Source organism: Flavobacterium sp. (assembly GCF_044341265.1).
Taxonomy (GTDB): Bacteria; Bacteroidota; Bacteroidia; order Flavobacteriales; family Flavobacteriaceae; genus Flavobacterium.
Genome location: NZ_JBIISA010000011.1, coordinates 25,899 through 50,777, shown reverse-complemented (window position 1 = coordinate 50,777; position 24,879 = coordinate 25,899). Strand labels below are relative to the sequence as shown.

The following is a 24,879-nucleotide window of genomic DNA, read 5'->3' as shown; positions in this document are numbered from 1 at the left end:
CATAAACAACAAACCATAAACAATGAATCATATAATTTTATATCCTACTTATTTCCCATCAATAAGTCAGTTTATTGCAATGGCACAAGCAGATTCGATTACTTTTGAAATGGAAGACAATTTCCAAAAACAAACCAATCGTAATAGAATGTATATATACAGTCCGAATGGCTTGCAAATGTTGAATGTTCCTATCAAACATAGTAAAGAACGTCATCAAAAGACAAAAGATGTAAGGATTGAAAACGACTTTGATTGGCAAAAACAACATTTTAAATCGCTAGAAGCTGGTTATAGAAGTTCGCCTTTCTTTGAATATTTTGAAGATGAAATAATACCTATTTTTGAAAAAAAATATGATTTTTTAAAAGATTTAAATTTTGATACCATGACTTTGGTTTCAAAATGTTTGCGAATGCCATTAACATATACTGAAACTACTGAATATTTCCAAGAAGTTCCAAACTTCAAAGACTTTAGAGATTTGGCTAACGGAAAAAAAGATACCACCATCATTACTCCATACACACAAGTATTTGATGACAAACATGGTTTTATAAACAATTTGAGTGTCCTCGATTTGCTTTTTAATGAAGGTCGTTATGCTTTAGATTATTTAAAAAATCAATCCTTGTAATCACTCAATCATTAACCTAGCAATAATTGGATAATGATCAGAATTTTTAAAGTTTGGAAAGCTTTGAAAGCTCTTAACTTGAATTGATTTGTCAGCAAAAATATAATCAATTCGTGCAGGATAATATTTGAAGTTATAGGTTTGACCAAAACCATTTCCTACTTCTTCAAAACAATCGTTAAGATTTCCTTTAATACTTCTATAAACATACGAAAAGGCACTATTATTCATATCGCCACAAATAATCATTGGATACGAACACTCTTTTTTGTGTTTGACTAAAATCTCTGCTTGCAATTGTTGTTTTGTAAATGCTTTACTAATTCTTTTTACAACTAATTCCGATTTGTGTTGGTTTATAGAATCAACATTGTCTTGCATTTCGTTAACATCTGGCGATATTTTAATGGATTGCAAATGCATATTATAAACTCTTATTGTGTCTTTTCCTTTTCTAATATCGGCATAAACGATTAGGTTATTAGATTCTGGAAATTCAATATTGCCTTTATCAATAATAGGATATTTTGAAAAAATCGCTTGACCTGTTCTAATTTTATTTCCTTGCATAAAAATAAATTTATGCTTGTACACTCGTAAATCTACATTAGCAGTTTCTGAATACTCTTGAATACAGAGAATATCTGGATTTTGATCATTAATAAATTGCTTAATCTCATCACCTACATTTTCCTTAGGCAACCATTGAAAAAGATTGAATAGTCGAACATTATAACTCATAACCACAAAATCCTTTTCTTCAAAAGTTTTTTCATTAGAAGAAAACTTGTAAAACTTATTTACGAAAGTAATTCCAAGAATTAATACAATGCCAGAAAGCATCATTTGTCTCTTTATTTGAAACAACCAATATATAAAAAACAATCCGTTAAGTATTAAAAATAAAGGCAATATAAGTGTCAAAACTGATAAAAACGGAAAAAACTTTGGCGCAAGAAACGGCAAAACATAAGCAAGAAAAGTCAATACAGTCAACACTATATTGAAAAAATACATTACTTTATTAAACCATGAAAGTTTCTTCATATTACATTGCCGCAAAGGCACTAAGACACAAAGTTAATTTTTTTTAATCTGCAAAACTGAACACTGATTACTATTTACCAGCTTTAAACAAAAACTCCTTTTCTTCTGTGGTTAAACTATCATAACCTGATTGACTTATTTTATCTAAAATCTCATCAATTTGCTGTTGCGTTTTATCTTTTACTACTATCTTACTTTTAGTTGTGGTATTAGCTTTTTTAGTATTAACATGAACTTTTTTGAATGGTGTCGATTTCTTCGGTTGAAACAAATTAACAAAAAAATCAATTACTATGGTTACAATTCTACTTAAATCCGTTCCGCTTTGAAGTAACTTGATATAAATAACTCCAAAAAAAGCACCAGCAATGTGTGCGATGTGTCCACCAGTATTTTCTATTAAAATCTGCATAATATCTAAAATAAGAATTACTGCTGTTATGTGCCAAAGTTTTACATTTCCAATTAATAATAACCTAACTTCCATCAAAGGCTGATATGTTGTTGCAGCAACTAATATAGATAAAACAGCTGCAGAAGCTCCAACTATTGGCGCATTAATTCCCATCAAAAAATAAGAAACAGCAAAAACCAAACCTGCAAAAATGGAACTCAAAATGTACAATCCTAAAAACTGCTTTTGTGTAAAAAACGTCAAAAACAATCTTCCTGAGAAATTGAGCATTACCATATTAAAAAACAAATGCCAAAATCCAGAATGAAGAAAAGCATAAGTCAAAAATGTCCAAGGAAATATCAAAAAATCATTTGGATTTGATGATAAAGCTAACCATGAAGGATAATCAAATTGATATTCCTTAAACTTAAAAAAAAGCACTAACGACAATAGAAACATTCCAACATTCCAATAAATTACTTTATTAGTGATGTCGCCAATTTTGTATTGCAATTTTATATCGTCAAAAATCCTACTCATTTAGTTCCAACGTTTATGATTAAACTGATTTTTCTTCCAATACCACATCATTATAAAACCTGTTAATGCACCACCAATGTGAGCAAAATGGGCAATTCCTGTACTTCCTGCGCCAAAAATTGAACTTCCTTTGAAACCTAAAAATAAATCAATTGCTAAAATCCCAGGTACAAAATATTTGGCTTTTATTGGAATTGGAATAAACATCAATGCTAATTCAGCATTTGGAAACATAAAAGCAAAAGCAACTAAAAGGCCGTAAACAGCTCCTGAAGCACCAACGGCTGGAGTATGGTAAGAAATACTTAATACATCAACTCCATCTTGTCCAATTATATCTAACCATCTTCTGTCAAACATATTTTGATTTAGTAAACTAAGTACATCCTCTTTTTTAAAACCAGAATCTAGTAAATACGAAAGTTCATTTCTAAACTCTAAATAATTAATAAAACTATGCAACAAAGCCGCTCCAAGTCCACATGAAATATAAAAAAACAAGAACTTATTTCCACCCCAAAAATGCTCTAAAGCACTTCCAAAGGAATACAATGCAAACATATTAAAGAAAATATGTGCAATCCCTCCATGCATAAACATGTGTGTTAATGGTTGCCAGAACTTGAACATGGGGTTTTCAAAATAGTACAATGCAAAATAACTTTCTGCAAGTGGAACTATTTGACTTCCAATAAAAAAGATAATATTAATTATCAAAAGTTGTTTTACAACAGGTGTGATATTCATCATAAGGCAAATCGTTTATCAATATCTTCCACACGCATCGTAATGAAAGTTGGTTTTTGAAATGGCGAAACATTCGGTTCTTTGCACGCAAAAAGATTGTTAACCAAGTTTTCCTGTTCTTTTTCTGTTAAATAAGTTCCTGTTTTTACAGCCAAACTTTTGGCCATAGACTTAGCAATAGTATCATTTTGACTAAAACTACTATCAGGAATTCCGTCTTGCAAATCGGAAAGTAATTGCTCTAAAACCATTGAAATTTCACTTTCTGTAGTATTTACAGGAATTCCAGAAATATGAATAGAATCCGTATCAAAAGCTTCAAAAACAAATCCGGTGTTTTCTAAAGAAGGTTGCAATTCGGCTATTAATTTTAATTCATTGTTTGAAAAATACATTTGTAAAGGAAACAACAACTGTTGACTTGAAGCTTGATGAACCGTCATATTCGTTAGAAATTGTTCATACAAAATACGTTGATGCGCACGACCTTGATCCATAATAACCATTCCAGACTTTATTGGACTTACAATGTATTTTTTATGAATTTGATACGTTCTATTTATGGTTTGTTCTTCTTCTTTTTCATCAAATAATGATGCGGTCACTTCTTCACTTTCAAATGAAAAAGTTTCCACTTCTGAAGTGTCATTTTTCAATCCTACATACAAACTTTCCCAATTAGAACCAGCAACTTCTTGTTTTTTATAAGAATTAGAACCTCCTGAAAATTGTTTACTTGGCTTTTCGTCTGCAAATGGATTAAAGGTACTATCAACTTGAACTGTTGGATATTCTGCAGTTTTATTTTGATATTGATAAGGCGTATCTAGATTTGGATCTCTGTCAAAATCTAAAACAGGCGCTACATTAAATTGTCCTAAACTGTGCTTGATTGTGGAACGCAAAATCGCATACAAAGCATGCTCATCATCAAACTTAATTTCTGTCTTAGTAGGATGAATATTGATATCAATCGTATTTGGCGGAACATTTAAGTAAATAAAATACGTTGGTTGCGAACCATTGGGCAACAAACCTTCGTAAGCAGCCATCACAGCATGATGCAAATAACCACTTTTTATGAATCTATCGTTGACAAAAAAGAATTGCTCGCCTCGATTTTTCTTAGCAAATTCAGGTTTTCCAACAAATCCTTCAATAGTTACAATTTCAGTTTCTTCTTGAATTGGAACCAATTTTTCATTGGTTTTACCCGAAAAAACATTCACAATTCGCTGACGATAATTAGAATTTGGAAGATTAAACATTTCACTTCCATTGTGATACATTGTAAAATAAATGTTTGGATGTGCTAACGCTACACGTTGAAATTCATCAACAATATGACGAAATTCAACTGTTTCCGATTTAAGAAAATTACGTCGTGCCGGAATATTAAAAAACAAATTCTTCACAGCAAACGAAGTTCCTTTTGGCAAAACTGATGGATCTTGCGAAACAAATTTGCTTCCTTCAATAATTATATGAGTTCCAAGTTCGTCTTGCTCTTGTTTGGTTTTCATTTCCACATGAGCAATAGCAGCAATCGATGCTAAAGCTTCACCACGAAAACCTTTGGTATGAAGCGAAAATAAATCTTCCGCTTGACGAATTTTGGAAGTGGCATGACGTTCAAAGCACAAACGCGAATCGGTAACACTCATTCCTTTTCCGTTATCAATAACTTGAACTAACGATTTTCCGGCATCTTTTATAATTAATTTTATATCCGTTGCTCCAGCATCAACAGCATTTTCTAGTAATTCTTTTACTACAGAAGCAGGACGTTGCACCACTTCACCAGCGGCAATTTGGTTGGCAACATGATCGGGAAGTAATTGAATTATGCTAGACATTTATTTGTATATGGTTTGGAGTTTATTTTCATGGTTAAAAACCAAAGTTAGCAAATTTAAGGAAAATCTATTGTTTATTATAGTTAACAACATACTAAAAAAGAAAAAACCTACTCTTTGAAAAAGTAGGTTTAAATTTTATGTTTTATAACTTGAGTAAGAATTACTTATTTTCAGAATTTCTTCTTAAATCAGCCATTTTTATAGCAGCAATTGCAGCTTCTGTTCCTTTATTACCATGAACTCCTCCACTTCTATCGATAGATTGTTGCTCGTTATTATCAGTAAGCAAACAAAAAATCACAGGAACATCAGTTTGAACATTCAAATCTTTTATTCCTTGAGTTACACCTTCGCAAACAAATTCGAAATGCATTGTTTCACCTTTAATAACACAACCAATCGTAATTACAACATCAACTTCTTGTGTTACAATCATGCGTTGTGCTCCATAAACCAGTTCAAAACTTCCTGGAACATTCCAACGAATAATATTTTCTTGAGTAGCACCACAATCTAAAAGCGCCTCAATTGTACCTTTATAAAGTCCTTCTGTGATGTGGTCATTCCATTCTGAAACAACAATCCCAAACCGAAAATTCTTCGCATTTGGGATTGTGTTTTTATCGTAATTGGATAAATTTTTATTAGCTGTAGCCATTTTATTAGTGTTCAGTGCTCAGTTTACAGTGTTCAGCAACAAACTGCTAACTGAACACTGAATACTGAATACTAATTATTGAGCCATTCCAATTAAAGCATCAATTTGTTGTGCTTCTGGTGCAGTCTCATATTTTTCTTTGATTTGAGTAAAATACTTCAAAGCATCCGATTTTTTACCTAAAGCCAGAGCCGTTTGTCCTGCTTTATATAAATATCTTGGAGTTGTAAACTCATTTACATTTTGTTCTGAAGCTTTCACGTAAAAATCTAAAGCTTTTTGTGTATCATTCTTTTGAGCGTAAGCATCACCAATAGCTCCAGTTGCAATAGCACCTAAGAAAGCATCTTTAGATGAAAATTTCTCAAGATATTTAATTGCATCATCATACTTTTTAAGATTCAAAGAAGCAATACCTGCATAATAGTTAGCTATATTTCCAGAATCAGTACCAGAATATTGGTCAGCGATACCAGGAGCTCCTTGTTTTCCTTCAGAACCTTTAAGAACTAAAGTATATAATGAATCTTGTTTTTTAGCATCAGTAGCATCAGTAGCTAATTGAAAATTCTGTTGAGCAACAAATAAATCTTCAGTAGCATCAACTTGCTTTGGCTCAGCAATAAACTTTTGATAAAGTAAATAACCAATAGTTACAAGAGCAACAGCTCCTAAAAATCCTAAAATATATTTTTGGTTTTTAGCAACAAAATCTTCTGTTTTCGAAGCTGTTTCATCTAATGCGTCAAATGCTTTTGCAGTTGTACTATCTTTAGCATCAACATTTGGAGTATCTTCAATAAAATTAGCGTCTACTTTTTCTTCTTTTTCTTTTGGTGTTTTGTAACCTCTCTTATTATAAGTTGCCATTTAAATTTAATTTAGTGTGCGCAAAAATAAAATTTTTATTCAAACCGACATAAAAAAAATCATTTAAATTTTAAATTATTTTTTTTATCAAAGGTTCTTTCTACCTTGGGCAAAATAAATTAAAAAGAAAAAAATTGAAAGTCATTTTGTCGATAATTTTCAATAATTTGCACCCACTTAAAAAAAAACACTCTCAAAGTCGCTGATTATAGTGTTTTCAAGCCATTACAAATGTTTTTAAAAAAAATTTCTTTATTCAATTATAAAAATTTTTCGGAAGCTTCCTTCGAATTTGATTCCAAAATCAATTGTTTCGTTGGAAAAAATGGCATTGGAAAGACCAATGTGCTTGATGCAATTTATCATTTAGCGTATGGAAAAAGCTATTTTAATCCATTAGCGGTTCAAAATATTAAACACAATGAAGAGTTTTTTGTAATTGATGGCGAATTTGAAAAATCGGAAAGAAATGAGCAAATTGTTAGTAGTTTCAAAAAAGGTCAGAAGAAAATTCTGAAAAGAAACGGAAAACCTTACGAGAAATTTTCAGACCATATTGGATTTATTCCGCTTGTAATTATTTCACCAGCAGACAATGACTTAATTATTGAGGGAAGTGAAACCAGAAGAAAATTTATTGATAGTGTTATTTCGCAATTGGATTCCTCCTATTTGCAAGAATTGATTCAATATCAAAAAATTATCAGTCAACGTAATGCTTTGCTGAAATATTTTGCTTTAAATCATGTATTTGAAACCGATACTTTATCAATTTACAATGAGCAGTTGAACGATTTAGGTCAGAAAATTTTTGAAAAGAGAAAACAATTCATTGATGATTTTCTACCGATTTTTAACAAACATCATCAAGCTATTTCTGGTTCAGAAGAAAAAGTGCAATTGGTTTATGAAAGTCATTTATTTGAAGGAACAACATTGCAATTATTAGAACAAAACTTGTCGAAAGACAGAGCATTACAATATACTTCTGTTGGAATTCACAAAGATGATTTAGCCTTTCAAATTGATGGTTTTCCAATCAAAAAATTTGGTTCTCAAGGGCAACAAAAATCGTTTTTAATTGCTTTAAAATTAGCCCAATTTGAATTTGTAAAAAAACAAAGTGGCGAAAAACCCATTTTATTATTTGATGATATTTTTGATAAATTAGATGAAACGCGTGTGAGTAAAATTGTAGCAATGGTCAACCAAGAGGAATTTGGACAATTATTTATTTCTGACACACATCCAGAACGCACAGAAAGTATTGTAAAAACAACACATCAAAGTTATAAAATATTTAGTTTGTAACATTTGTTATATTGTTCTATTTTTACTTCTTTAATTTTGCTTCAAAAAATATTATGAGAAAAATTCTATCAATACTATCGTTATCCATCCTATTTATTAGTTGTCAAGGACAAACAAGTAAATCTGTTGAATCTGCAGAATCAAATGAACCTATCAAAACCCTAGCAGGAATTGATTATGAAACAAAATTATTAGGAACAAAAAATCCTCAATTATTAGATGTTAGAACTCCTGAAGAATTTTCAGTTGAACATCTTGAAAATGCCTCAAACGTTAATTGGAACGGAAGTGATTTTACTGCAAAAGTTGAAAAATTAGACAAATCAAAACCTGTTTTCGTTTATTGCAAAGTGGGCGGAAGAAGTAATCAAGCTGCCATAAAACTTTTAGAACTTGGATTCAAAGAAATCTACAATTTAGATGGAGGAATCATGAAATGGCAAGGAAAGAAAACTTCAAATGTAGCTGCAACTCCAAAAGGATTATCGGTTTCAGAATTTGAAAAATTAATCAATTCCGATAAAAAAGTAATCATTAATTTTTCAGCAAAATGGTGTGCGCCATGTAAAAAAATGGCTCCTTATTTAACCAAAATGCAAGAAGAATTAAAAGGTAAAATCGCCTTAATTAGATTAGATGCCGATGAAAACAAAACTTTGTTGGAAACTATGAAACTTGATGAATTACCTGTAATTTTGATTTATGAAAATGGTAAAGAAACTTGGAGACATTTAGGTTTTTTATCTGAAGAAGATTTGAGAAAACAGCTATAAATTAACGATTGAAGATTAACGATTTTTGATTTTAGAAACTATAAAAAATGATAACAAAAGAAGCGCTTCAATTTCTAGCCGATTTAATTGCAAACAATAATACGGAATGGATGCATGAGAACAAAAAAAGATATGAAAGTTACAAGAAAGACTATCATAACTTCATTGCGTCTATTCTCAATGAAATGAAGCCATTAGACAAATCGCTTGAACCTTTGGAAGTTAAAAATTGTACATTTCGTATCAATCGTGACATTCGTTTTTCTAAAGATAAATCGCCTTATAAAACCAATATGGGTGTTTGGATGTCTCAAAATAAAAATAGCAAAAATGCTCCTGGTTATTACATTCATTTTGAAAAAGGAAATTGCTTCATCGCAGGTGGCGTTTGGTGTCCAGAACCTAGTGAGTTAAAGTTAATTCGTAAGGAAATTGAATTTTTTCACGACGATTTAGAAGCCATAGTTGCTGATAAAACGTTTAAAAATGAGTTTAAAGAACTGACTAGAGATGAAAGCAATACTTTGAAAAAAGCACCAAAAGATTTTGATCCAAATCATCCAGCGATTGAATTTTTAAAATTGAAAAGCTTTACCGCTTCACATAAAATCGATGAAAAACTATTTACTGATAAAGATTTTAGTAAAATAGTAGCTCAAAAACTAATCGCACTAAAACCGATGAATGACTTTTTGAGAAGAGCTTTAGAAACAACGGATTAAAATCCCAAAAAAGAAATACCAAATTCCAATTTTCTCTTTGCGAACTTTGCGAAAAACTTTGCGAACTTTGCGGTAAAATTTCAAACAAATGCAAATCCACAATAATTTCTCCTTAAAAAAATACAACACTTTTGGTATTGAAGCCAAAGCCAAACAATTTGTAGCCGTTCATAATTTAGAAGATTTGAAATCTATTCTAGAAAATCACGCTTCAGATAAAAAATTCATTCTTGGTGGTGGAAGCAATATGCTTTTAACTCAAGATATTGATGCTTTGGTAATTCATGTTGATTTGAAAGGAAAAAAAATCATTAAAGAAGACGACGATTTCGTTTGGGTTGAAAGTCAAGCAGGCGAAAATTGGCACGAATTTGTACTTTGGACCATCAATCAAAACTTTGGTGGATTAGAAAATATGTCGTTGATTCCAGGAAATGTTGGTACAACTCCAGTTCAAAATATTGGTGCTTACGGAACCGAAATCAAAGACACTTTTGTTTCGTGTGAAGCTATGAATATTCTATCACAAGAAATGAAATCCTTCACAAAAGAAGATTGCAATTTTGGCTATAGAGAAAGTGTTTTCAAACAAGAAGCTAAGGATAAATATGTTATAACTTCTGTGGTTTTCAAACTCACAAAACGCAATCACAAAATCAATACTTCGTATGGTGATATTAGAAAAGAATTGGAAAAACAAAACGTTACAACTCCAACATTAAAAGACGTTTCCAATGCTGTGATAGCCATCCGTCAAAGTAAATTACCTGATCCAAAAGAGCTTGGAAATAGCGGAAGTTTCTTTAAAAATCCGATTATTTCAAAAGAATTATTTGAAAAAGTACAACAAAAATTTCCAGAGGTAAAATTCTTTGAAGTTTCACAAACAGAAGTTAAAGTTCCAGCTGGTTGGCTAATTGAACACTCAGGATTAAAAGGTTATCGAAAAGACGATGCCGGAGTTCATAAAAACCAAGCACTTGTTTTAGTAAATTACGGAAATGCAACCGGACAAGATATTTTAAATTTATCAAAATACGTTCAAAAAACGGTTTTCGATAAGTACGGAATTGCTATTGAGGCGGAAGTGAATGTGATTTGACATCAAATTTTAGATTTTAGATATTAAATTTAAAAACTACTGTTTAAAATCTGAAATCTATAAATTGAATTTCATACTTTTGCAATCGTTTTTAAATAAGACCATAAAGCCATTATGTTACTAACTTTACTTTGTATATTCATTGCTGTTGTAGTTGTTCAATTCCTATATTATGTAGTGTTTTTTGGTAAATTTTCTTTTGCTAAACCACAAACTTCTACACCAAAAAGAGTTCCGATTTCAGTAATTGTTTGTGCCAAAAACGAAGAAGAAAATGTGAAAAATTTCGTTCCGTTACTTGCTGAACAAAATTATCCAGATTACGAAATAGTACTTATTGACGATGCTTCGAGCGATGAAACCTTAGAAGTATTTGAAGCTTTTGAAAAACAATATCCTAATGTTAAATTAGTAAAAGTAGAAAATAACGAAGCTTTTTGGGGAAATAAAAAATTTGCTTTAACACTTGGAATCAAAGCTGCAAAAAACGAATACCTACTTTTTACAGACGCCGATTGTTACCCAAAATCTAACGATTGGATTAAAGAAATGTCAGCCCAATTTACCCAACAAAAAACGATTGTGTTAGGTTATGGCGCTTACGAAAAAATTAAAAATTCGTTTCTAAATAAAATCATCCGTTTTGAAACCTTATTGACGGCAACGCAATATTTTTCATGGGCAAAATTAGGAAAACCATACATGGGTGTTGGTCGAAATATGGCTTACAAACGTGAAGAGTTTTTCAAAGTTCGCGGTTTTATGGATCACATGAAAATTCGTTCTGGAGATGATGATTTGTTCATTAATCAAGCGGCAAATGCCAAGAATACGACCGTTTGCTACACACCAGAAAGTTTTACTTTTTCTAAGCCAAAAACTACTTTTAAAGATTGGTTTACACAAAAACGAAGACACGTTGCCACTGCACAACATTACAAAGCATCTGACAGAACGCAATTGGCAATTTTTTATGCTACCCAATTATTATTTCTAATTTTACCAATAATCCTTTTAGCATTTCAATTTCAGTGGATTATTGTACTAAGTTTGATTGGTTTCCGTTATCTATTTGCATGGTTATCACTTGGATTTGCAGCCGGAAAACTAAAAGAAAAAGACGTAATGTATTGGTTTCCAATTATTGAAATCGTTTTAATATTCACGCAACTTAACGTTTTCATCACCAATACCTTTTCAAAACCCGTTCAGTGGAAATAAATCCGTACATAGAAAAAGCTAAAAAAGGCGATCAAGTAGCCTTCACTTACCTACTCGACCATTATTGGAACGAGGTCTATGGATTTATGCTAAAACGCACAGAAAACGAAACCGATGCCGAGGATATTACCATAGAAACGTTCTCTAAAGCATTCGACAAATTAACCACTTACAATCCTGAATTTCAGTTCAATACTTGGTTAATAGCCATTGCAAAAAACGTTCACATTGATTTACTTCGCAAAAAAAAATCAACCCTTTTTGTAGAAATTACTGACGAAGAAGATCAACAAGCTTACAATATAGCTGACACATCTCCAACGGCTGAAGATGAATTGATTACAGAGCAAAATTTATCGCAACTCTTACAATTTATAAAAGAATTAAAACCTCACTATCAAGAAGTAATACAACTTCGTTACTTTCAAGAAATGAGTTACCAAGAAATTGCCGAACAACTTGAAGAACCTTTGAGCAACGTCAAAATCAAACTCCTTCGCGCCAAAAAACTCTTGGCAGAAATCATCCAAACAAAACGATAATTATTTCTGGAAACGAATGGCTTGGTTCCTTTTGGTTTCCATTTTCCTGCTTTCCATTACAATCTTTGTTTATCAACAAAGGATTTCCATTGCAAATGCTTTGCATTCACTGAACTCAAATAAAAAAAACACGCTGTGAAGTAATCAGGGTTAGCTAGTCCATGTATTGAATAGATTTCAGATTATCAAAAACGCATCTCTAATTTCAATTTTTAAACAATACATTATAATAAATTACATTTTCTTACAAAAATCACACAATATTGGAATAATCTTTGCGTTATTAAAACAAGAAACAGATTAGAATAATTTTACAAAATTTTTGAAATCTAAAATCTAATATCTGAAATCTAATATCTAAAGCTTATGTAACATCGATACTTAACAATTAAAACTATAAATTATGTCAAACTTAAGTATCTTTGAAAAAAAGTGGTTAGACCTTGTATTTGAAGGCAAAAACCAAGAGTATGGTGCATACAAATTACGTCAAGACAGCACCAAAACAACCATTATTGCATTCTTCTCTGGAATTCTATTCCTTGGTTTTGTATCAGGAATGGGTATGCTTTTAAGTTCATTTGGACCTAAACCAGTAATCTTACCAGAGGAACCTTTTGATACAATTATCAGAGTAGATAATTATATTGAGCCAATCATAGATGAGCCAAAAACTGCAGAACCAGTTACTAATAATACTGCTCCTATAGAAGAAGTTCCTATTAACAAAAATTTTGTTGTAGCTCCTACAGTTGATGCAAAAGAGCCTATTCCAATAACTTCTGAATTACCAAAAATTAACACTCCAATTGGTACTCCAGGAACAGGAACTCCGGGAACACCAGGTGGAATTGATGGTGGCGGAACAGAACCAAAACCAGTGGTAATTATTCCAACCGGTCCAGTAACTCCTGCAGAGTTAGACAAACAACCTTTTTTTCCTGGTGGAATTAAAAAATTCTACGAGTATGTTGGAACAAATTTTGAAAAACAAAATAATGATGAAGAAGAAGGTCAATCAATTAGAGTTTTAGTTTCATTTGTAATTGAGAAAAATGGAGCAATGACAGATATTGAAGTAACAAGAAAAACAACTCCAGAAATTGATAAAGAAGCTATCAGAGTTTTAAAATCTTTAAAAACTAAATGGGCTCCTGGAATTAAAAATGGAGAACCTGTAAGAACTCAATTTACGCTACCAATTACTGTAATGCTATAATTATTGATTCCTGACTTGTAATTCAAGTTAATAAATGTGAGAACTGCTTTGCCAAAACAAAGCAGTTTTTTTTTGAAACAAAGTATAAATATTTCTTAATGATCAAAAATCTGAAATAGAATATTCAAAATCTAGAATCTACATTCGTATCTTTGCATTTCAAAAAAAGTGAATATGGAAACGGCTACCGAAAATAACCTTCCAATTGGAAAACCAAAATGGCTAAAAGTTAAGTTACCTATTGGTCAAAAATATACCGAACTTCGTGGATTAGTTGACAAATACAAACTAAATACTATCTGTACCTCAGGAAGTTGCCCAAATATGGGTGAATGTTGGGGTGAAGGAACAGCTACTTTTATGATTCTTGGTAATATTTGTACGCGTTCTTGCGGATTTTGTGGCGTAAAAACTGGACGTCCAGAAAATGTTGATTGGGACGAACCAGAAAAGGTAGCGCGTTCTATAAAAATAATGAACATCAAACATGCTGTTATCACTAGTGTAGACAGAGATGACTTGAAAGATATGGGTTCAATTATATGGTTAGAAACTGTTCAAGCCATTCGCAGAATGAATCCGAACACTACATTAGAAACTTTAATTCCAGATTTTCAAGGAAATACTAGAAATATCGATAGAATCATTGAAGCCAATCCAGAAGTTGTTTCTCACAACATGGAAACGGTTCGTCGTTTAACTCGTGAAGTTAGAATTCAGGCTAAATATGATAAGAGTTTAGAAGTTTTAAGATATCTGAAAGAAAAAGGAATTAAAAGAACTAAATCCGGAATTATGCTAGGTTTAGGTGAAACTGAAGCAGAAGTTATTGAAACTATGCAAGACATTCGCAACCAAAATGTAGATATCATTACTATTGGACAATATTTACAACCAAGTAAAAAACATTTACCTGTAAAAGAGTTCATCACTCCAGAACAATTTGAAAAATACGAAAAATTAGGTAAAGAAATGGGCTTTCGTCATGTAGAAAGTGGAGCATTAGTGCGTTCTTCTTATCATGCTGAAAAACATATTTTATAAATAAATGTCAAGAGATTTAGCCAACCAACAAGCAGCCATCAAAGCAACCTATTTTAGTTTAATAGGCAATGCATCTTTAGCTGTAATTAAAGGATTGGCAGGTTTTTTTGGTAATTCTTATGCTTTAATTGCTGATGCAATTGAATCAACAACCGATATTTTTTCTTCATTTTTAGTGCTATTTGGAATCAAATATTCCAGTAGACCAGCAGACGAAAATCATCCTTATGGACATGGTCGTGCAGAACCTTTGATAACATTTATTGTAGTTGGTTTTCTAATAACATCAGCAACAATTATTGCCTACGAAAGCATCTTAAATATTGGAACACCACATGAATTGCCGAAATCTTGGACCTTAATTGTGTTAGGATTAATAATTGTTTGGAAAGAAATCTCTTTTCAATTAGTTATGAAAAAAAGCATCGAAACTAATAGTTCTTCACTAAAAGCAGATGCTTGGCATCATAGAAGTGACGCAATAACATCTGTTGCTGCATTTATAGGAATTTCTATTGCTCTATTTCTTGGAAAAGGATACGAATCTGCAGACGATTGGGCGGCGCTTTTTGCTTCAGGTTTTATTTTATACAACAGCTATTTAATTTTCAGACCTGCTTTGGGCGAAATAATGGACGAGCATTTATATGATGATTTAGTTGAAGAAATAAGAACAGTTTCGCATAAAGTGAAAGGTGTAATTGACACTGAAAAATGTTTCATAAGAAAAGCTGGAATGAAATATCACGTTGATTTACACGCCATTGTTGACTCAAATATTTCTGTAAAAGAAGGTCATGATATTTCACATCGTTTAAAAGATACTTTGCGTGAAGAAATTCCACAATTAGGTCACGTTTTAATACACATAGAACCCAATGATTAAAACAAAAATTGCCATAAATGGTTTTGGAAGAATTGGAAGAAATCTTTTCAGGTTACTTATCAATCATCCAAACATTGAAGTTGTTGCCATAAATGATATTGCTGATAATAGAACTATGGCACATTTAATAAAATATGACAGCATTCATGGTGTTTTACCTTATCAAGTTTCATTTGATGAAACATCAATAATCGTTGATGGAAAATCATATGCCTTTTATCACCAAAAAGAAATTTCAAATCTAAATTGGAATGAAATCGATATTGTAATTGAATCTACAGGAAAATATAAAACATTTGACGAAATTAATGCTCACATCATTTCTGGTGCGAAAAAAGTAATTCTTTCTGCACCTTCAGAAGTTTCCGAAATAAAAACTGTGGTTCTTGGAGTTAATGAAAGCATCCTTGACGGAACAGAAAAAATTATTTCCAATGCAAGTTGCACTACTAATAATGCAGCTCCAATGATGAAAGTTATTAATGATTTATGTGGTATTGAGCAAGCCTACATTACAACTGTTCACTCTTACACAACTGACCAAAGCCTTCACGACCAACCACATAAAGATTTACGTCGTGCTCGTGGTGCAAGCCAATCCATTGTACCTACAACTACTGGTGCAGCAAAAGCATTGACTAAAATTTTTCCGGAAATGGAAGGAAAAATTGGAGGTTGTGGCATTAGAGTTCCTGTTCCTGATGGTTCATTGACCGACATAACTTTCAATGTAAAACGAGCTGTTTCTATTGAAGAAATTAATGAAGCATTCTTAAAAGCATCTAAAACAAATTTAAAAGGAATTCTTGATTATACAGAAGATCCTATCGTTTCTGTAGACATTCTTGGCAATCGAAATTCTTGTCTTTTTGATTCACAATTAACTTCTGTAATCGATAAAATGGTAAAAGTTGTGGGTTGGTACGACAACGAAATTGGTTATTCATCGAGAATAATTGATTTAATATTACTTATTCAAAAATAATTTCTTTATTTTAGACCTCACAAAAAAGGAATTTTCCTATTATGAGGCATATTTTTGTTTTATTTTTTTTACTTCCAATAATTTCATTTTCTCAAAAAAAACCAAATGAGAAAATCGATAGCACTAGTTATTATATTGATTTAGTGAAGTTTAACCAGAAAAAAAACAATTATAGAAATTGCCTTGTTTATTCTCAAAAAGCATTGGATTTTGCGAATAAAACCAACAATCAAAAATCTATTGCTGATAGTTATTCTAACCTAGGAGTTATATACTTAGAATTAAAAAAAATTGATGATGCTATTGATGTTTTAGTAAAAAGTATTGCAATTTATACCACTTTACCTTTATCCTCTCAACAAGCACTAGCGCATTATAGCATTGGTGTTTGCTATCTTGAAAAAAATAATTTAGCCATGGCTGAAAAAAATTTCAATACGGCTGGAGGAATTTATGAGAAAATTAAAATTCCTAGTGCAATTGAAATGCTAAATCTTCAAAAAGGAATTGTTTATAAAGAAAAAGGCAAAATTGACTTAGCAATGCCTTTATTTGAAAATATTATTATAAAAAAAGACACTAGCGATACTTATAAAACTAAAGCTGAAGCATTATATCAAGTAGGAACAATTGAATTTGGGAAAAAGAGATATAATTTAGCTATTAATTATTTCAATAGAGCTCTTGAAATAAACAAAAACAATTTAGAACAAAAAGCTAATATAATTTTGGCACTTAGTGAGTGTTTTGAAAAATCATTGAATATTGAAAAATCACATTATTTATTGAAACAATATCTAAGATTGAAAGATAGTTTAACCTATTTAAATGATAAAAAAATAGGGAATGAAGATTTTGCTTCTTTCAAAGATTCCGAAAAATTAAAACTGATTGAACAAATTGATAAAGACAACAAGAGTCAAGAAAAAGCGAATACTTTTGCTAAGCTTATAAGCATATTGGCTATTGCACTAATCTCTATTTTGTCACTCTTAAGTTTGTCTTTGTATAAAAACAATGTATTAAGAACAGAATCTAATGCTTTACTAAAAGAAAAAAACAAAGAGCTTGAAATTGCAAAAGAAAATGCCGAAAGAGCAACCAAAGCTCGTTCAGAATTTCTTTCTACGGTAAGTCACGAATTGCGAACTCCTTTAAATGCTATTAATGGAATTACGCATTTATTATTAGAAGAGAATCCAAAAGATAGCCAATTGAATTACCTTAATTCATTGAAATTTTCTGGAAATTATTTAATAACTTTTATAAATGATATATTAGAAATTAATAGAATTGAATCAGAAAGAATACCTATTGAACAAATTAATTGCAACTTAAAACTTCAATTATCTAATATTCAAAAATCTTTCAAAGAAATTGCACATGAAAATAATAATACATTTATCTTAGAAATTGAAGATACTATACCCGATAATTTAATTTGTGATCCTACAAAACTGTCGCAAATTTTCATTAATCTTGTTAGTAATTCATTAAAATTTACTAAAAATGGTTATGTAAAACTAATTGCTAAACTTGAAAAAGTTGAAGACAAAAAAATACAAATCCAATTTAAAGTTTCTGATAATGGAATTGGAATACCCGAAGATAAGCAAAACGAAATTTTTGAAAGCTTTTCTCAAGGTTCAATAGAAATTAATAGAAAATATGGTGGTACAGGACTTGGACTAGCCATTGTAAAACGATTAATAGAATTATTGGGTGGAAGAATTCAAATTAATAGTAAAGTTGGATTGGGAACCACTTTTTCATTTTCGCTTCCATTCGAAGTTGGTAAAAATGAAATTGTAGAAATAAAAGAACAAGCCATAGATAATGCCGCAATTGAGAACAAGAAAATTTTATTGGTAGAAGATAATAAAATCAATCAAATGATTACCAAGAAGATGATTGAAAACAAAGGTATGTTCTGCAAAATATTAGACAATGGTGAAGATAGTGTTACCTATTTAAGACAAAAGCATAATTATGATTTAGTTTTAATGGATGTTCACTTACCTGGAATAAATGGCACAATAGCAACGCAACAAATTAGAGAATTCAATACCGAAATTCCAATTATTGCGCTTACAGCAATTTCATTAAATGAAAATAGAGAAATGCTCCTTTCTTATGGAATGAATGATGTAATCACCAAACCATTTGATCCAGAACAATTTTACAAAATCATTGCAGAAAATTTATTATAAAAAAAAGACGCTTTTGATGAGCGTCTTTCTTTTTTAATATTGTTTGATTAGTTCTTTTATCAGTAATCTTACACTTGGTTCTGCTTTTTGAGCAGCTTTTAGAACCTCTTCGTGGTTAACTTCTTCAATATTTTCTTCGTCTCCCATATCTGTAATAACTGAAAGACCAAAAGTTTCTAATTCCATGTGTCGTGCAACAATAACTTCTGGCACAGTAGACATTCCAACACAATCAGCACCAATATTTTTTACCATCTTGTATTCTGCTAAAGTTTCAAAAGTTGGTCCTTGCAAACCCATATAAATTCCATTATGAACTTCTATATTGGCTTCATTTGCAATCTCTCTTGCTTTTGCAATCATTTTCAAACTATAAGGTTCGCTCATGTTCACAAATCTTGGTCCGAAACGTTCATCATTTTTTCCACGTAATGGATGTTCTGGCATCATGTTGATATGATCTTTTATCAAAACTATTGAGCCAACTTCATAATTAGGATTAACGCCACCTGAAGCATTAGATACTACCAATTTAGTAACACCTAAATATTTCATAACTCTCACAGGAAAAGTTACTTGCTTCATATCATAACCTTCGTAGAAATGAAATCTTCCTTGCATTGCAACAACTTTTTTATCACCAATTGTTCCAAAAACTAAAGCTCCTTTATGACCCTGAACGGTTGAAACAGGAAAATTAGGGATTTCAGAATAAGGTAACGTAAATTCAATTGCAATATCATCTGTAAAGCTTCCCAATCCTGAACCTAAGATTACTCCATATTCTGGTGTGAAACCTGTTTTTTCTTTGATGTAATTAACGGTTTCTTGTACTTGTTCCCACATAATTTAAAATTGTTTGGTTAAAATCATCACCTTTAGAAATGAAACTACTTTTAATAGGTAAATAAAAAAGTGATTTCAAATTCTGATTTTTCAATCTAACGTAATCCTTTTCTGTTGTGATAATTAACTTATTGTTTGCTTTATTTTTAATTTCTTCAATATCTTTTTCTGAAAAATGATGATGATCTGGATAAACTAGTTTTACATTTTTTTCAGCCTGCAAATATGCAAAAAAGGGTTCGGGTTTTGCTATTCCTGCTAAAAGTAATTTATCAACATCAATTATTTCCTCAACTTTTTCAGATTCAAATTCATTATAAACTTCTGAATCATAATCTATAAAACTAAAAAAGATTGGAACATTTAATCCTATCTTTCTAATTATATTTTGTTGTGCAAGTTCCGATAAATCTTTGGGACATTTAGTGATAATTATCACATTGGCTCTTTTCGCACCGGTTCTACTCTCTCTTAAATTACCTGTTGGTAGCATAAAATCATTAAAATACAAATCATCAAATGAAGAAAGTAAAATGTAAAATCCAGCTTTGACTTTTCTATGCTGAAAAGCGTCATCTAATAAAATAACTTCTGGTTTATTATCTAATTTTAATAATTGCTCGATTCCATTTTTTCTTTGAGCATCAACTGCTACATGAATATTTGGAAATTTTTGATGAATTTGAAATGGTTCATCACCCAAAATTTCTGCATTTGAATTTGAATCTGCCAAAACAAAACCATCCGATTTTCTTTTATAACCGCGACTTAAGGTAGCAATTTTATAATTTGGAGAAAGCAAACGAATTAAATATTCAATTTGAGGTGTTTTACCAGTTCCACCGACACTAAGGTTTCCGACAGCAATTATAGGAATATCAAACGAATAGGATTTCAAAATTCCTTTATCAAAAACAAAGTTTCTGATGGAAGTTATCCAACCATAAAGAATTGAAAAAGGAAAAAGTAAATACCTTAAAATAATCATAGTACGAAAGTATAATTTTTTATCTTTGAATTGAAATTAATTTTACAAAATGAACTTTAGAATTAAATTATTATTTGCTTTTATCTTTTGTTTTCAAATTGGATTTAGCCAAGAAAACAACGATGTTGCAATTTTAAAAGTGCTTTTATCAAAATATTACGCCAACGAAAAAGTTATAGTAAAAAACAGATTGCAATTATTGAGTTTTTATTGCAACAAAGCACCCAATAATGAAGAAACTTTAGAAGTAATTGCTAAAAACGATTTACTAAAGAAAAATGCTCAAGAAATTAAAAATCAAATTAATATAAAACTAAACGAAAATTGGTCAAAGGAATTTGATTTACTTTTTACAAATCAAAATCAGTATTTGAAAAGTAAAGTCAATAATTGTTTGAGTTTGGAAGAGTTTCAGAAAGTTTCCGATAGGTTTCACGACAACAATCAAAGATTAATGATAGTTAGCAAACCCATGTATTTTGCTCAAAAATATTGTTTAGTAAAAGTGGCTTTTTATAGAAGTATTGAGCATAATTCAGGAAGCTTTTTCTTATTTGAAAATACCAATGGAGTTTGGAATATAAAAGAAGTTTTAAATGAATGGGCAACTTGATTTAGATTGCAGATTTAAGAAGATACAATAAGATTATGAAAATAAAAGAAATACTCACAATTCTTGAAGAAATGGCTCCTTTGGCTTATGCTGAAGATTTTGACAACGTAGGATTATTGGTTGGAAATCAAAACGATGAAGCTACTGGAGTTTTAGTTTGTCATGATGCTCTTGAAAGCGTTATTGATGAAGCCATTGCGAAAAAATGTAATTTGGTAGTTTGCTTCCATCCTATTCTTTTCAGTGGTTTGAAGAAAATTACTGGAAAAAATTATGTAGAACGTGCTGTTTTAAAAGCCATAAAAAATGATATAGCCATTTATGCCGTTCACACTGCTTTGGATAATCATAAGAATGGTGTCAACAAAATTTTCTGTAATGCTTTGGGTTTGAAGAATACTAAAGTGTTAGTTCCTAAGCAAAATTTCATTCAAAAGTTGGTAACTTATACTATTCCAGAGAATGTTGAAAAAGTACGCAATGCTTTATTTGATGCTGGTGCTGGAAAAATTGGCAACTATGAAGATTGCAGTTTCAACTCTCAAGGAATTGGAACTTACATGGGAAATGAAAATAGCAATCCCGAAATTGGAGAACGATTTGAATTTGTCGAAGCACAAGAAATTAAAATCGAAGTTACTTTTGAAAAACATTTGCAAAGTAAAATTCTGAAAGCTCTTTTTTCTAATCATGTTTATGAAGAAGTAGCTTATGAAATTTACGATTTACAAAATTCCCATCAAAATATTGGTTTAGGAATGATTGGTGAACTCGAAAATCCAATGTCTGAAATTGACTTTTTGGAATTTGTAAAAGACAAAATGCAATGTGGAGGAATTCGTCATTCGCAATTACTTGGAAAACAAGTTAAAAAGATTGCGGTTCTTGGTGGTTCGGGTAGTTTTGCTATAAAAAACGCAATTCAAGCCAATGTTGACGTTTTTTTAACATCTGATTTGAAATATCACAACTTTTATGAAGCTGAAAATCAGATAGTTTTAGCTGATATTGGACACTTTGAAAGCGAAAGATATACAAAAAATTATATTGTTGATTTTCTTAAAGAAAAAATTACTAATTTTGCAATCGTTTTATCAGAAGAAAATACAAATCCAGTTAAGTACTTATAAAATATGGCTACTACAAAAGAATTGAGCGTTGAAGAAAAATTAAGAGCGCTTTACGATTTACAAATAATCGATACTAGAATTGACGAAATCAGAAATGTAAGAGGTGAATTGCCTTTAGAAGTGGAAGATCTTGAAGATGAAGTAGCAGGTTTGACTACTCGTTTAGAAAAACTACAAAGCGATTTAGTAACTATTGAAGATAGTATTAAAGCTAAAAAGAATGCTATTGAAAATCATCAAGCAGCAATCAAAAAATATACTGAACAACAAAAAGATGTTCGTAACAACAGAGAATTCAACTCTTTAACTAAAGAAGTAGAATTTCAAGAACTTGAGATTCAATTAGCTGAAAAGCAAATTAAAGAATTGAAAGCTTCAATTGAGCACAAAAAAGAAGTGGTTTCAAATTCTAAAGAAAAATTAGAACAAAAAACAACTCACTTAAAGCACAAAAAAGCTGAATTGAACGACATTATGGCTGAAACTCAAAAAGAGGAATCTTTCTTGACAGAAAAATCAGCTGAATATGAGCAACAAATTGAAGAGCGTTTATTAGCTGCTTACAAAAGAATCCGTTCTAGCGTTAGAAATGGTTTGGCTGTAGTTTCTATTGAGCGTGGAGCATCTGCAGGTTCATTCTTTACTATTCCACCACAAACGCAAGTTGAAATTGCTTCAAGAAAAAAAATCATCACTGATGAACATTCAGGAAGAATTTTAGTTGATGCATCGTTGGCAGATGAAGAAAGAGAAAAAATGGAAAAAATATTCGCAAAAATGTAATATCTTGAATCCCGATTAACGTCGGGATTTTTTTATGGACAAAACTATTCAATTTATTCTTGTAAAAAGTGTTGGATTGTACATCAATACACTTAGTTATATTGCTCCAAAAAAAGCATTCGCATTAGCGTATAAACTCTTTAGTCAACCTAGAAAAGGCAGAATTACGGAACACAAAACTCCAAAAACATTACTTAAAGCAGAACATGTTAGCCACAAGCACAATGAACATGAATTTCAGACTTACATTTGGAAAGGTAATGAAGATATCATTTTACTGATTCACGGTTGGGAAAGTAATGCATCACGTTGGAAGAAATTACTATCACATTTAAAGAAAACTGGAAAAACCATTATTGCAATTGATGGTCCAGCTCACGGAAAAAGTAGCGGAAAAGAATTTAATGTTCCTACTTATGCCGAATTCATTGATGTTGTTGTTCAAAAATACAATCCAAAAATTGCTATTGGACATTCTATTGGCGGAAATGCAATTGCCTATTTCCAAGCGCACTACAATCATAATTTTGAAAAGATAGTTTTACTTGGTGCTCCTTCTGATTTTAAAGTGATTTTAAATAATTACATTAAAATGTTGAGCCTTAACAAACGTATTCATCAATCTTTAATTGATTACACTAAGAAAAGATTCAATCTAACTATAGATGACTTTTCGGCTTCTAAATTCTTAAAGAATAGTACAATTGAAGGAATTGTAGCTCATGATCTTCAAGATACAGTAGTACTATTTGAAGAAGGAAAAAAGATTTCAAAAGCTTGGGAAAAAGCACAATTTATTGAAACAAGAGGACTTGGACACAGCATGCATGATGCCTATTTGTATCAAACTATTGTAGATTTTGTTCAGAAGTAATTTTTCTACAAATTATTTTATCAAACATTCTAATCCCGAAGACTCGGGACTGAAATCTGAAAAATAAATCTATCTTTGCATTATGGAAGAAAATCTAACTCGCATCAACAAATTTCTATCAGAAACTGGATTTTGCTCACGTCGTGAAGCAGATAAGTTAATTGAGCAAGGAAGAGTTACCATTAATGGAACTGTGCCAGAAATGGGTACTAAAATTGCACCAACAGATGAAGTTCGTGTTGATGGAAAACTGGTTAGAGAAAATAATAAAAAACGCGTTTATCTTGCTTTCAATAAGCCACCCGGAATTGAATGTACAACCAATCTTGAAGTAAGAGATAATATTGTAGATTACATCAATTATCACGAACGTATTTTTCCAATTGGTAGATTAGATAAAGCCAGTGAAGGATTGATATTTATGACCAATGATGGCGACATTGTAAACAAGATTCTTCGAGCTAGAAACAATCACGAAAAAGAATATATAGTAACTGTAAATAGACCTATAACTGATAGGTTTATAGATAGAATGGCTAATGGAATTCCAATTCTTGAAACGGTTACCAGAAAATGTAAAGTTGAACAAGTTAGCAAATACGTATTTAGAATTGTACTTACGCAAGGACTAAATAGACAAATTCGTAGAATGTGTGAATATCTTGATTATGAAGTAACTGCTCTAAAAAGAACTCGAATTATTAATATTTCATTGGATGTTCCATTAGGAAGGTATCGTGAACTTACTGAAGCAGAAATTACACAATTAAATCAATTGATAGAGCCTTCAAGTAAAACTGAAGAAGCAAGTTTGCCGAAAGTAACTCCGAAAATTTCATCTCAACCTCGTAGAGATTTTAGAAAAAGACAATAAA

The 24,879-nt window shown here is 30.9% G+C and carries 25 protein-coding genes; 17 read left to right on the top strand and 8 right to left on the bottom strand.

Going from position 1 to position 24,879, the window contains the following annotated elements:
* The first annotated feature begins 22 nt into the window (after positions 1-22).
* Positions 23-637, top strand: a complete 615-nt coding sequence (locus ACIQ06_RS07510; protein ID WP_396145049.1) for a WbqC family protein — start codon at positions 23-25, stop codon at positions 635-637.
* Here ACIQ06_RS07510 and ACIQ06_RS07505 read toward each other — a convergent pair whose 3' ends face one another.
* The 6 genes from ACIQ06_RS07505 to ACIQ06_RS07480 form a co-directional block, all read right to left on the bottom strand.
* Positions 638-1,684, bottom strand: coding sequence for an endonuclease/exonuclease/phosphatase family protein (locus ACIQ06_RS07505; protein WP_298308334.1), 1,047 nt, complete (start codon positions 1,682-1,684; stop codon positions 638-640).
* A 70-nt stretch (positions 1,685-1,754) separates the two neighbouring features.
* Positions 1,755-2,621 carry a rhomboid family intramembrane serine protease gene (locus ACIQ06_RS07500; RefSeq protein ID WP_396145046.1) on the bottom strand — a complete coding sequence of 289 codons (867 nt, stop codon included), beginning with the start codon at positions 2,619-2,621 and terminating at the stop codon, positions 1,755-1,757.
* Positions 2,622-3,371, bottom strand: coding sequence for a rhomboid family intramembrane serine protease (locus ACIQ06_RS07495; RefSeq protein ID WP_396145043.1), 750 nt, complete (start codon positions 3,369-3,371; stop codon positions 2,622-2,624). It abuts the gene before it with no gap.
* Positions 3,368-5,224, bottom strand: coding sequence for a DNA mismatch repair endonuclease MutL (mutL, locus tag ACIQ06_RS07490; protein ID WP_396145041.1), 1,857 nt, complete (start codon positions 5,222-5,224; stop codon positions 3,368-3,370). The genes ACIQ06_RS07495 and mutL overlap by 4 nt, the downstream gene beginning before the upstream one ends.
* Before the next feature lie 163 nt (positions 5,225-5,387).
* Positions 5,388-5,885 carry a 6,7-dimethyl-8-ribityllumazine synthase gene (ribH, locus tag ACIQ06_RS07485; RefSeq protein ID WP_396145039.1) on the bottom strand — a complete coding sequence of 166 codons (498 nt, stop codon included), beginning with the start codon at positions 5,883-5,885 and terminating at the stop codon, positions 5,388-5,390.
* A gap of 75 nt (positions 5,886-5,960) precedes the next feature.
* Positions 5,961-6,755: a tol-pal system YbgF family protein gene (locus ACIQ06_RS07480; protein ID WP_396145037.1), complete on the bottom strand. Its 795-nt coding sequence runs from the start codon at positions 6,753-6,755 to the stop codon at positions 5,961-5,963.
* Positions 6,756-6,986: 231 nt separating this feature from the next.
* Between ACIQ06_RS07480 and recF the strand changes: the two genes are divergently transcribed.
* The 11 genes from recF to ACIQ06_RS07425 all read left to right on the top strand — a co-directional run bounded on the left by recF (position 6,987) and on the right by ACIQ06_RS07425 (position 18,770).
* Positions 6,987-8,066, top strand: a complete 1,080-nt coding sequence (gene recF / locus ACIQ06_RS07475) for a DNA replication/repair protein RecF (protein ID WP_396145035.1) — start codon at positions 6,987-6,989, stop codon at positions 8,064-8,066.
* Positions 8,067-8,119: 53 nt separating this feature from the next.
* On the top strand, positions 8,120-8,839 hold the full coding sequence (locus ACIQ06_RS07470) for a thioredoxin domain-containing protein (protein WP_396145033.1): 720 nt from the start codon (positions 8,120-8,122) through the stop codon (positions 8,837-8,839).
* A gap of 47 nt (positions 8,840-8,886) precedes the next feature.
* The gene (locus ACIQ06_RS07465) at positions 8,887-9,561 is read left to right on the top strand and encodes a DUF2461 domain-containing protein (RefSeq protein WP_396145030.1); all 675 of its coding nucleotides are present in this window, start codon (positions 8,887-8,889) and stop codon (positions 9,559-9,561) included.
* 88 nt (positions 9,562-9,649) lie between these two features.
* The gene (gene murB / locus ACIQ06_RS07460; RefSeq protein ID WP_396145028.1) at positions 9,650-10,663 is read left to right on the top strand and encodes a UDP-N-acetylmuramate dehydrogenase; all 1,014 of its coding nucleotides are present in this window, start codon (positions 9,650-9,652) and stop codon (positions 10,661-10,663) included.
* Positions 10,664-10,777: 114 nt separating this feature from the next.
* Positions 10,778-11,884 (top strand): glycosyltransferase, encoded by a 1,107-nt coding sequence (locus tag ACIQ06_RS07455; RefSeq protein WP_396145027.1) that lies wholly within the window; start codon positions 10,778-10,780, stop codon positions 11,882-11,884.
* Entirely contained in the window at positions 11,875-12,426 is a 552-nt protein-coding gene (locus tag ACIQ06_RS07450; protein ID WP_298308368.1) for an RNA polymerase sigma factor, read from the top strand. Before ACIQ06_RS07455 ends, ACIQ06_RS07450 begins: the two co-directional genes overlap by 10 nt.
* A 403-nt stretch (positions 12,427-12,829) precedes the next feature.
* Entirely contained in the window at positions 12,830-13,645 is an 816-nt protein-coding gene (locus ACIQ06_RS07445) for an energy transducer TonB (protein ID WP_396145024.1), read from the top strand.
* A gap of 174 nt (positions 13,646-13,819) precedes the next feature.
* On the top strand, positions 13,820-14,689 hold the full coding sequence (gene lipA / locus ACIQ06_RS07440; protein WP_344815068.1) for a lipoyl synthase: 870 nt from the start codon (positions 13,820-13,822) through the stop codon (positions 14,687-14,689).
* 4 nt (positions 14,690-14,693) lie between these two features.
* Positions 14,694-15,575, top strand: coding sequence for a cation diffusion facilitator family transporter (locus tag ACIQ06_RS07435; protein ID WP_396145022.1), 882 nt, complete (start codon positions 14,694-14,696; stop codon positions 15,573-15,575).
* The gene (gene gap / locus ACIQ06_RS07430; RefSeq protein ID WP_396145135.1) at positions 15,571-16,560 is read left to right on the top strand and encodes a type I glyceraldehyde-3-phosphate dehydrogenase; all 990 of its coding nucleotides are present in this window, start codon (positions 15,571-15,573) and stop codon (positions 16,558-16,560) included. The genes ACIQ06_RS07435 and gap overlap by 5 nt, the downstream gene beginning before the upstream one ends.
* A gap of 41 nt (positions 16,561-16,601) precedes the next feature.
* Entirely contained in the window at positions 16,602-18,770 is a 2,169-nt protein-coding gene (locus ACIQ06_RS07425) for an ATP-binding protein (protein ID WP_396145020.1), read from the top strand.
* 33 nt (positions 18,771-18,803) lie between these two features.
* Here ACIQ06_RS07425 and ACIQ06_RS07420 read toward each other — a convergent pair whose 3' ends face one another.
* Together ACIQ06_RS07420 and lpxK are read right to left on the bottom strand one after the other, a co-directional pair.
* The gene (locus tag ACIQ06_RS07420; protein WP_396145018.1) at positions 18,804-19,616 is read right to left on the bottom strand and encodes a purine-nucleoside phosphorylase; all 813 of its coding nucleotides are present in this window, start codon (positions 19,614-19,616) and stop codon (positions 18,804-18,806) included.
* On the bottom strand, positions 19,588-20,604 hold the full coding sequence (gene lpxK, locus ACIQ06_RS07415) for a tetraacyldisaccharide 4'-kinase (protein WP_396145016.1): 1,017 nt from the start codon (positions 20,602-20,604) through the stop codon (positions 19,588-19,590). The genes ACIQ06_RS07420 and lpxK overlap by 29 nt, the downstream gene beginning before the upstream one ends.
* A gap of 49 nt (positions 20,605-20,653) precedes the next feature.
* On the opposite strand from lpxK, the gene ACIQ06_RS07410 reads away from it, so the two are divergent.
* The 5 genes from ACIQ06_RS07410 to rluF all read left to right on the top strand — a co-directional run bounded on the left by ACIQ06_RS07410 (position 20,654) and on the right by rluF (position 24,878).
* The gene (locus ACIQ06_RS07410) at positions 20,654-21,217 is read left to right on the top strand and encodes a hypothetical protein (protein WP_396145013.1); all 564 of its coding nucleotides are present in this window, start codon (positions 20,654-20,656) and stop codon (positions 21,215-21,217) included.
* A 35-nt stretch (positions 21,218-21,252) separates the two neighbouring features.
* Positions 21,253-22,347 (top strand): Nif3-like dinuclear metal center hexameric protein, encoded by a 1,095-nt coding sequence (locus tag ACIQ06_RS07405; RefSeq protein ID WP_396145011.1) that lies wholly within the window; start codon positions 21,253-21,255, stop codon positions 22,345-22,347.
* Between the two features lie 3 nt (positions 22,348-22,350).
* Positions 22,351-23,130: a zinc ribbon domain-containing protein gene (locus ACIQ06_RS07400; RefSeq protein WP_396145009.1), complete on the top strand. Its 780-nt coding sequence runs from the start codon at positions 22,351-22,353 to the stop codon at positions 23,128-23,130.
* Between the two features lie 34 nt (positions 23,131-23,164).
* Positions 23,165-24,004, top strand: coding sequence for an alpha/beta fold hydrolase (locus ACIQ06_RS07395; RefSeq protein WP_396145007.1), 840 nt, complete (start codon positions 23,165-23,167; stop codon positions 24,002-24,004).
* A gap of 82 nt (positions 24,005-24,086) precedes the next feature.
* Positions 24,087-24,878, top strand: coding sequence for a 23S rRNA pseudouridine(2604) synthase RluF (rluF, locus tag ACIQ06_RS07390; RefSeq protein WP_396145005.1), 792 nt, complete (start codon positions 24,087-24,089; stop codon positions 24,876-24,878).
* The last annotated feature ends 1 nt before the right edge of the window (position 24,879 follow it).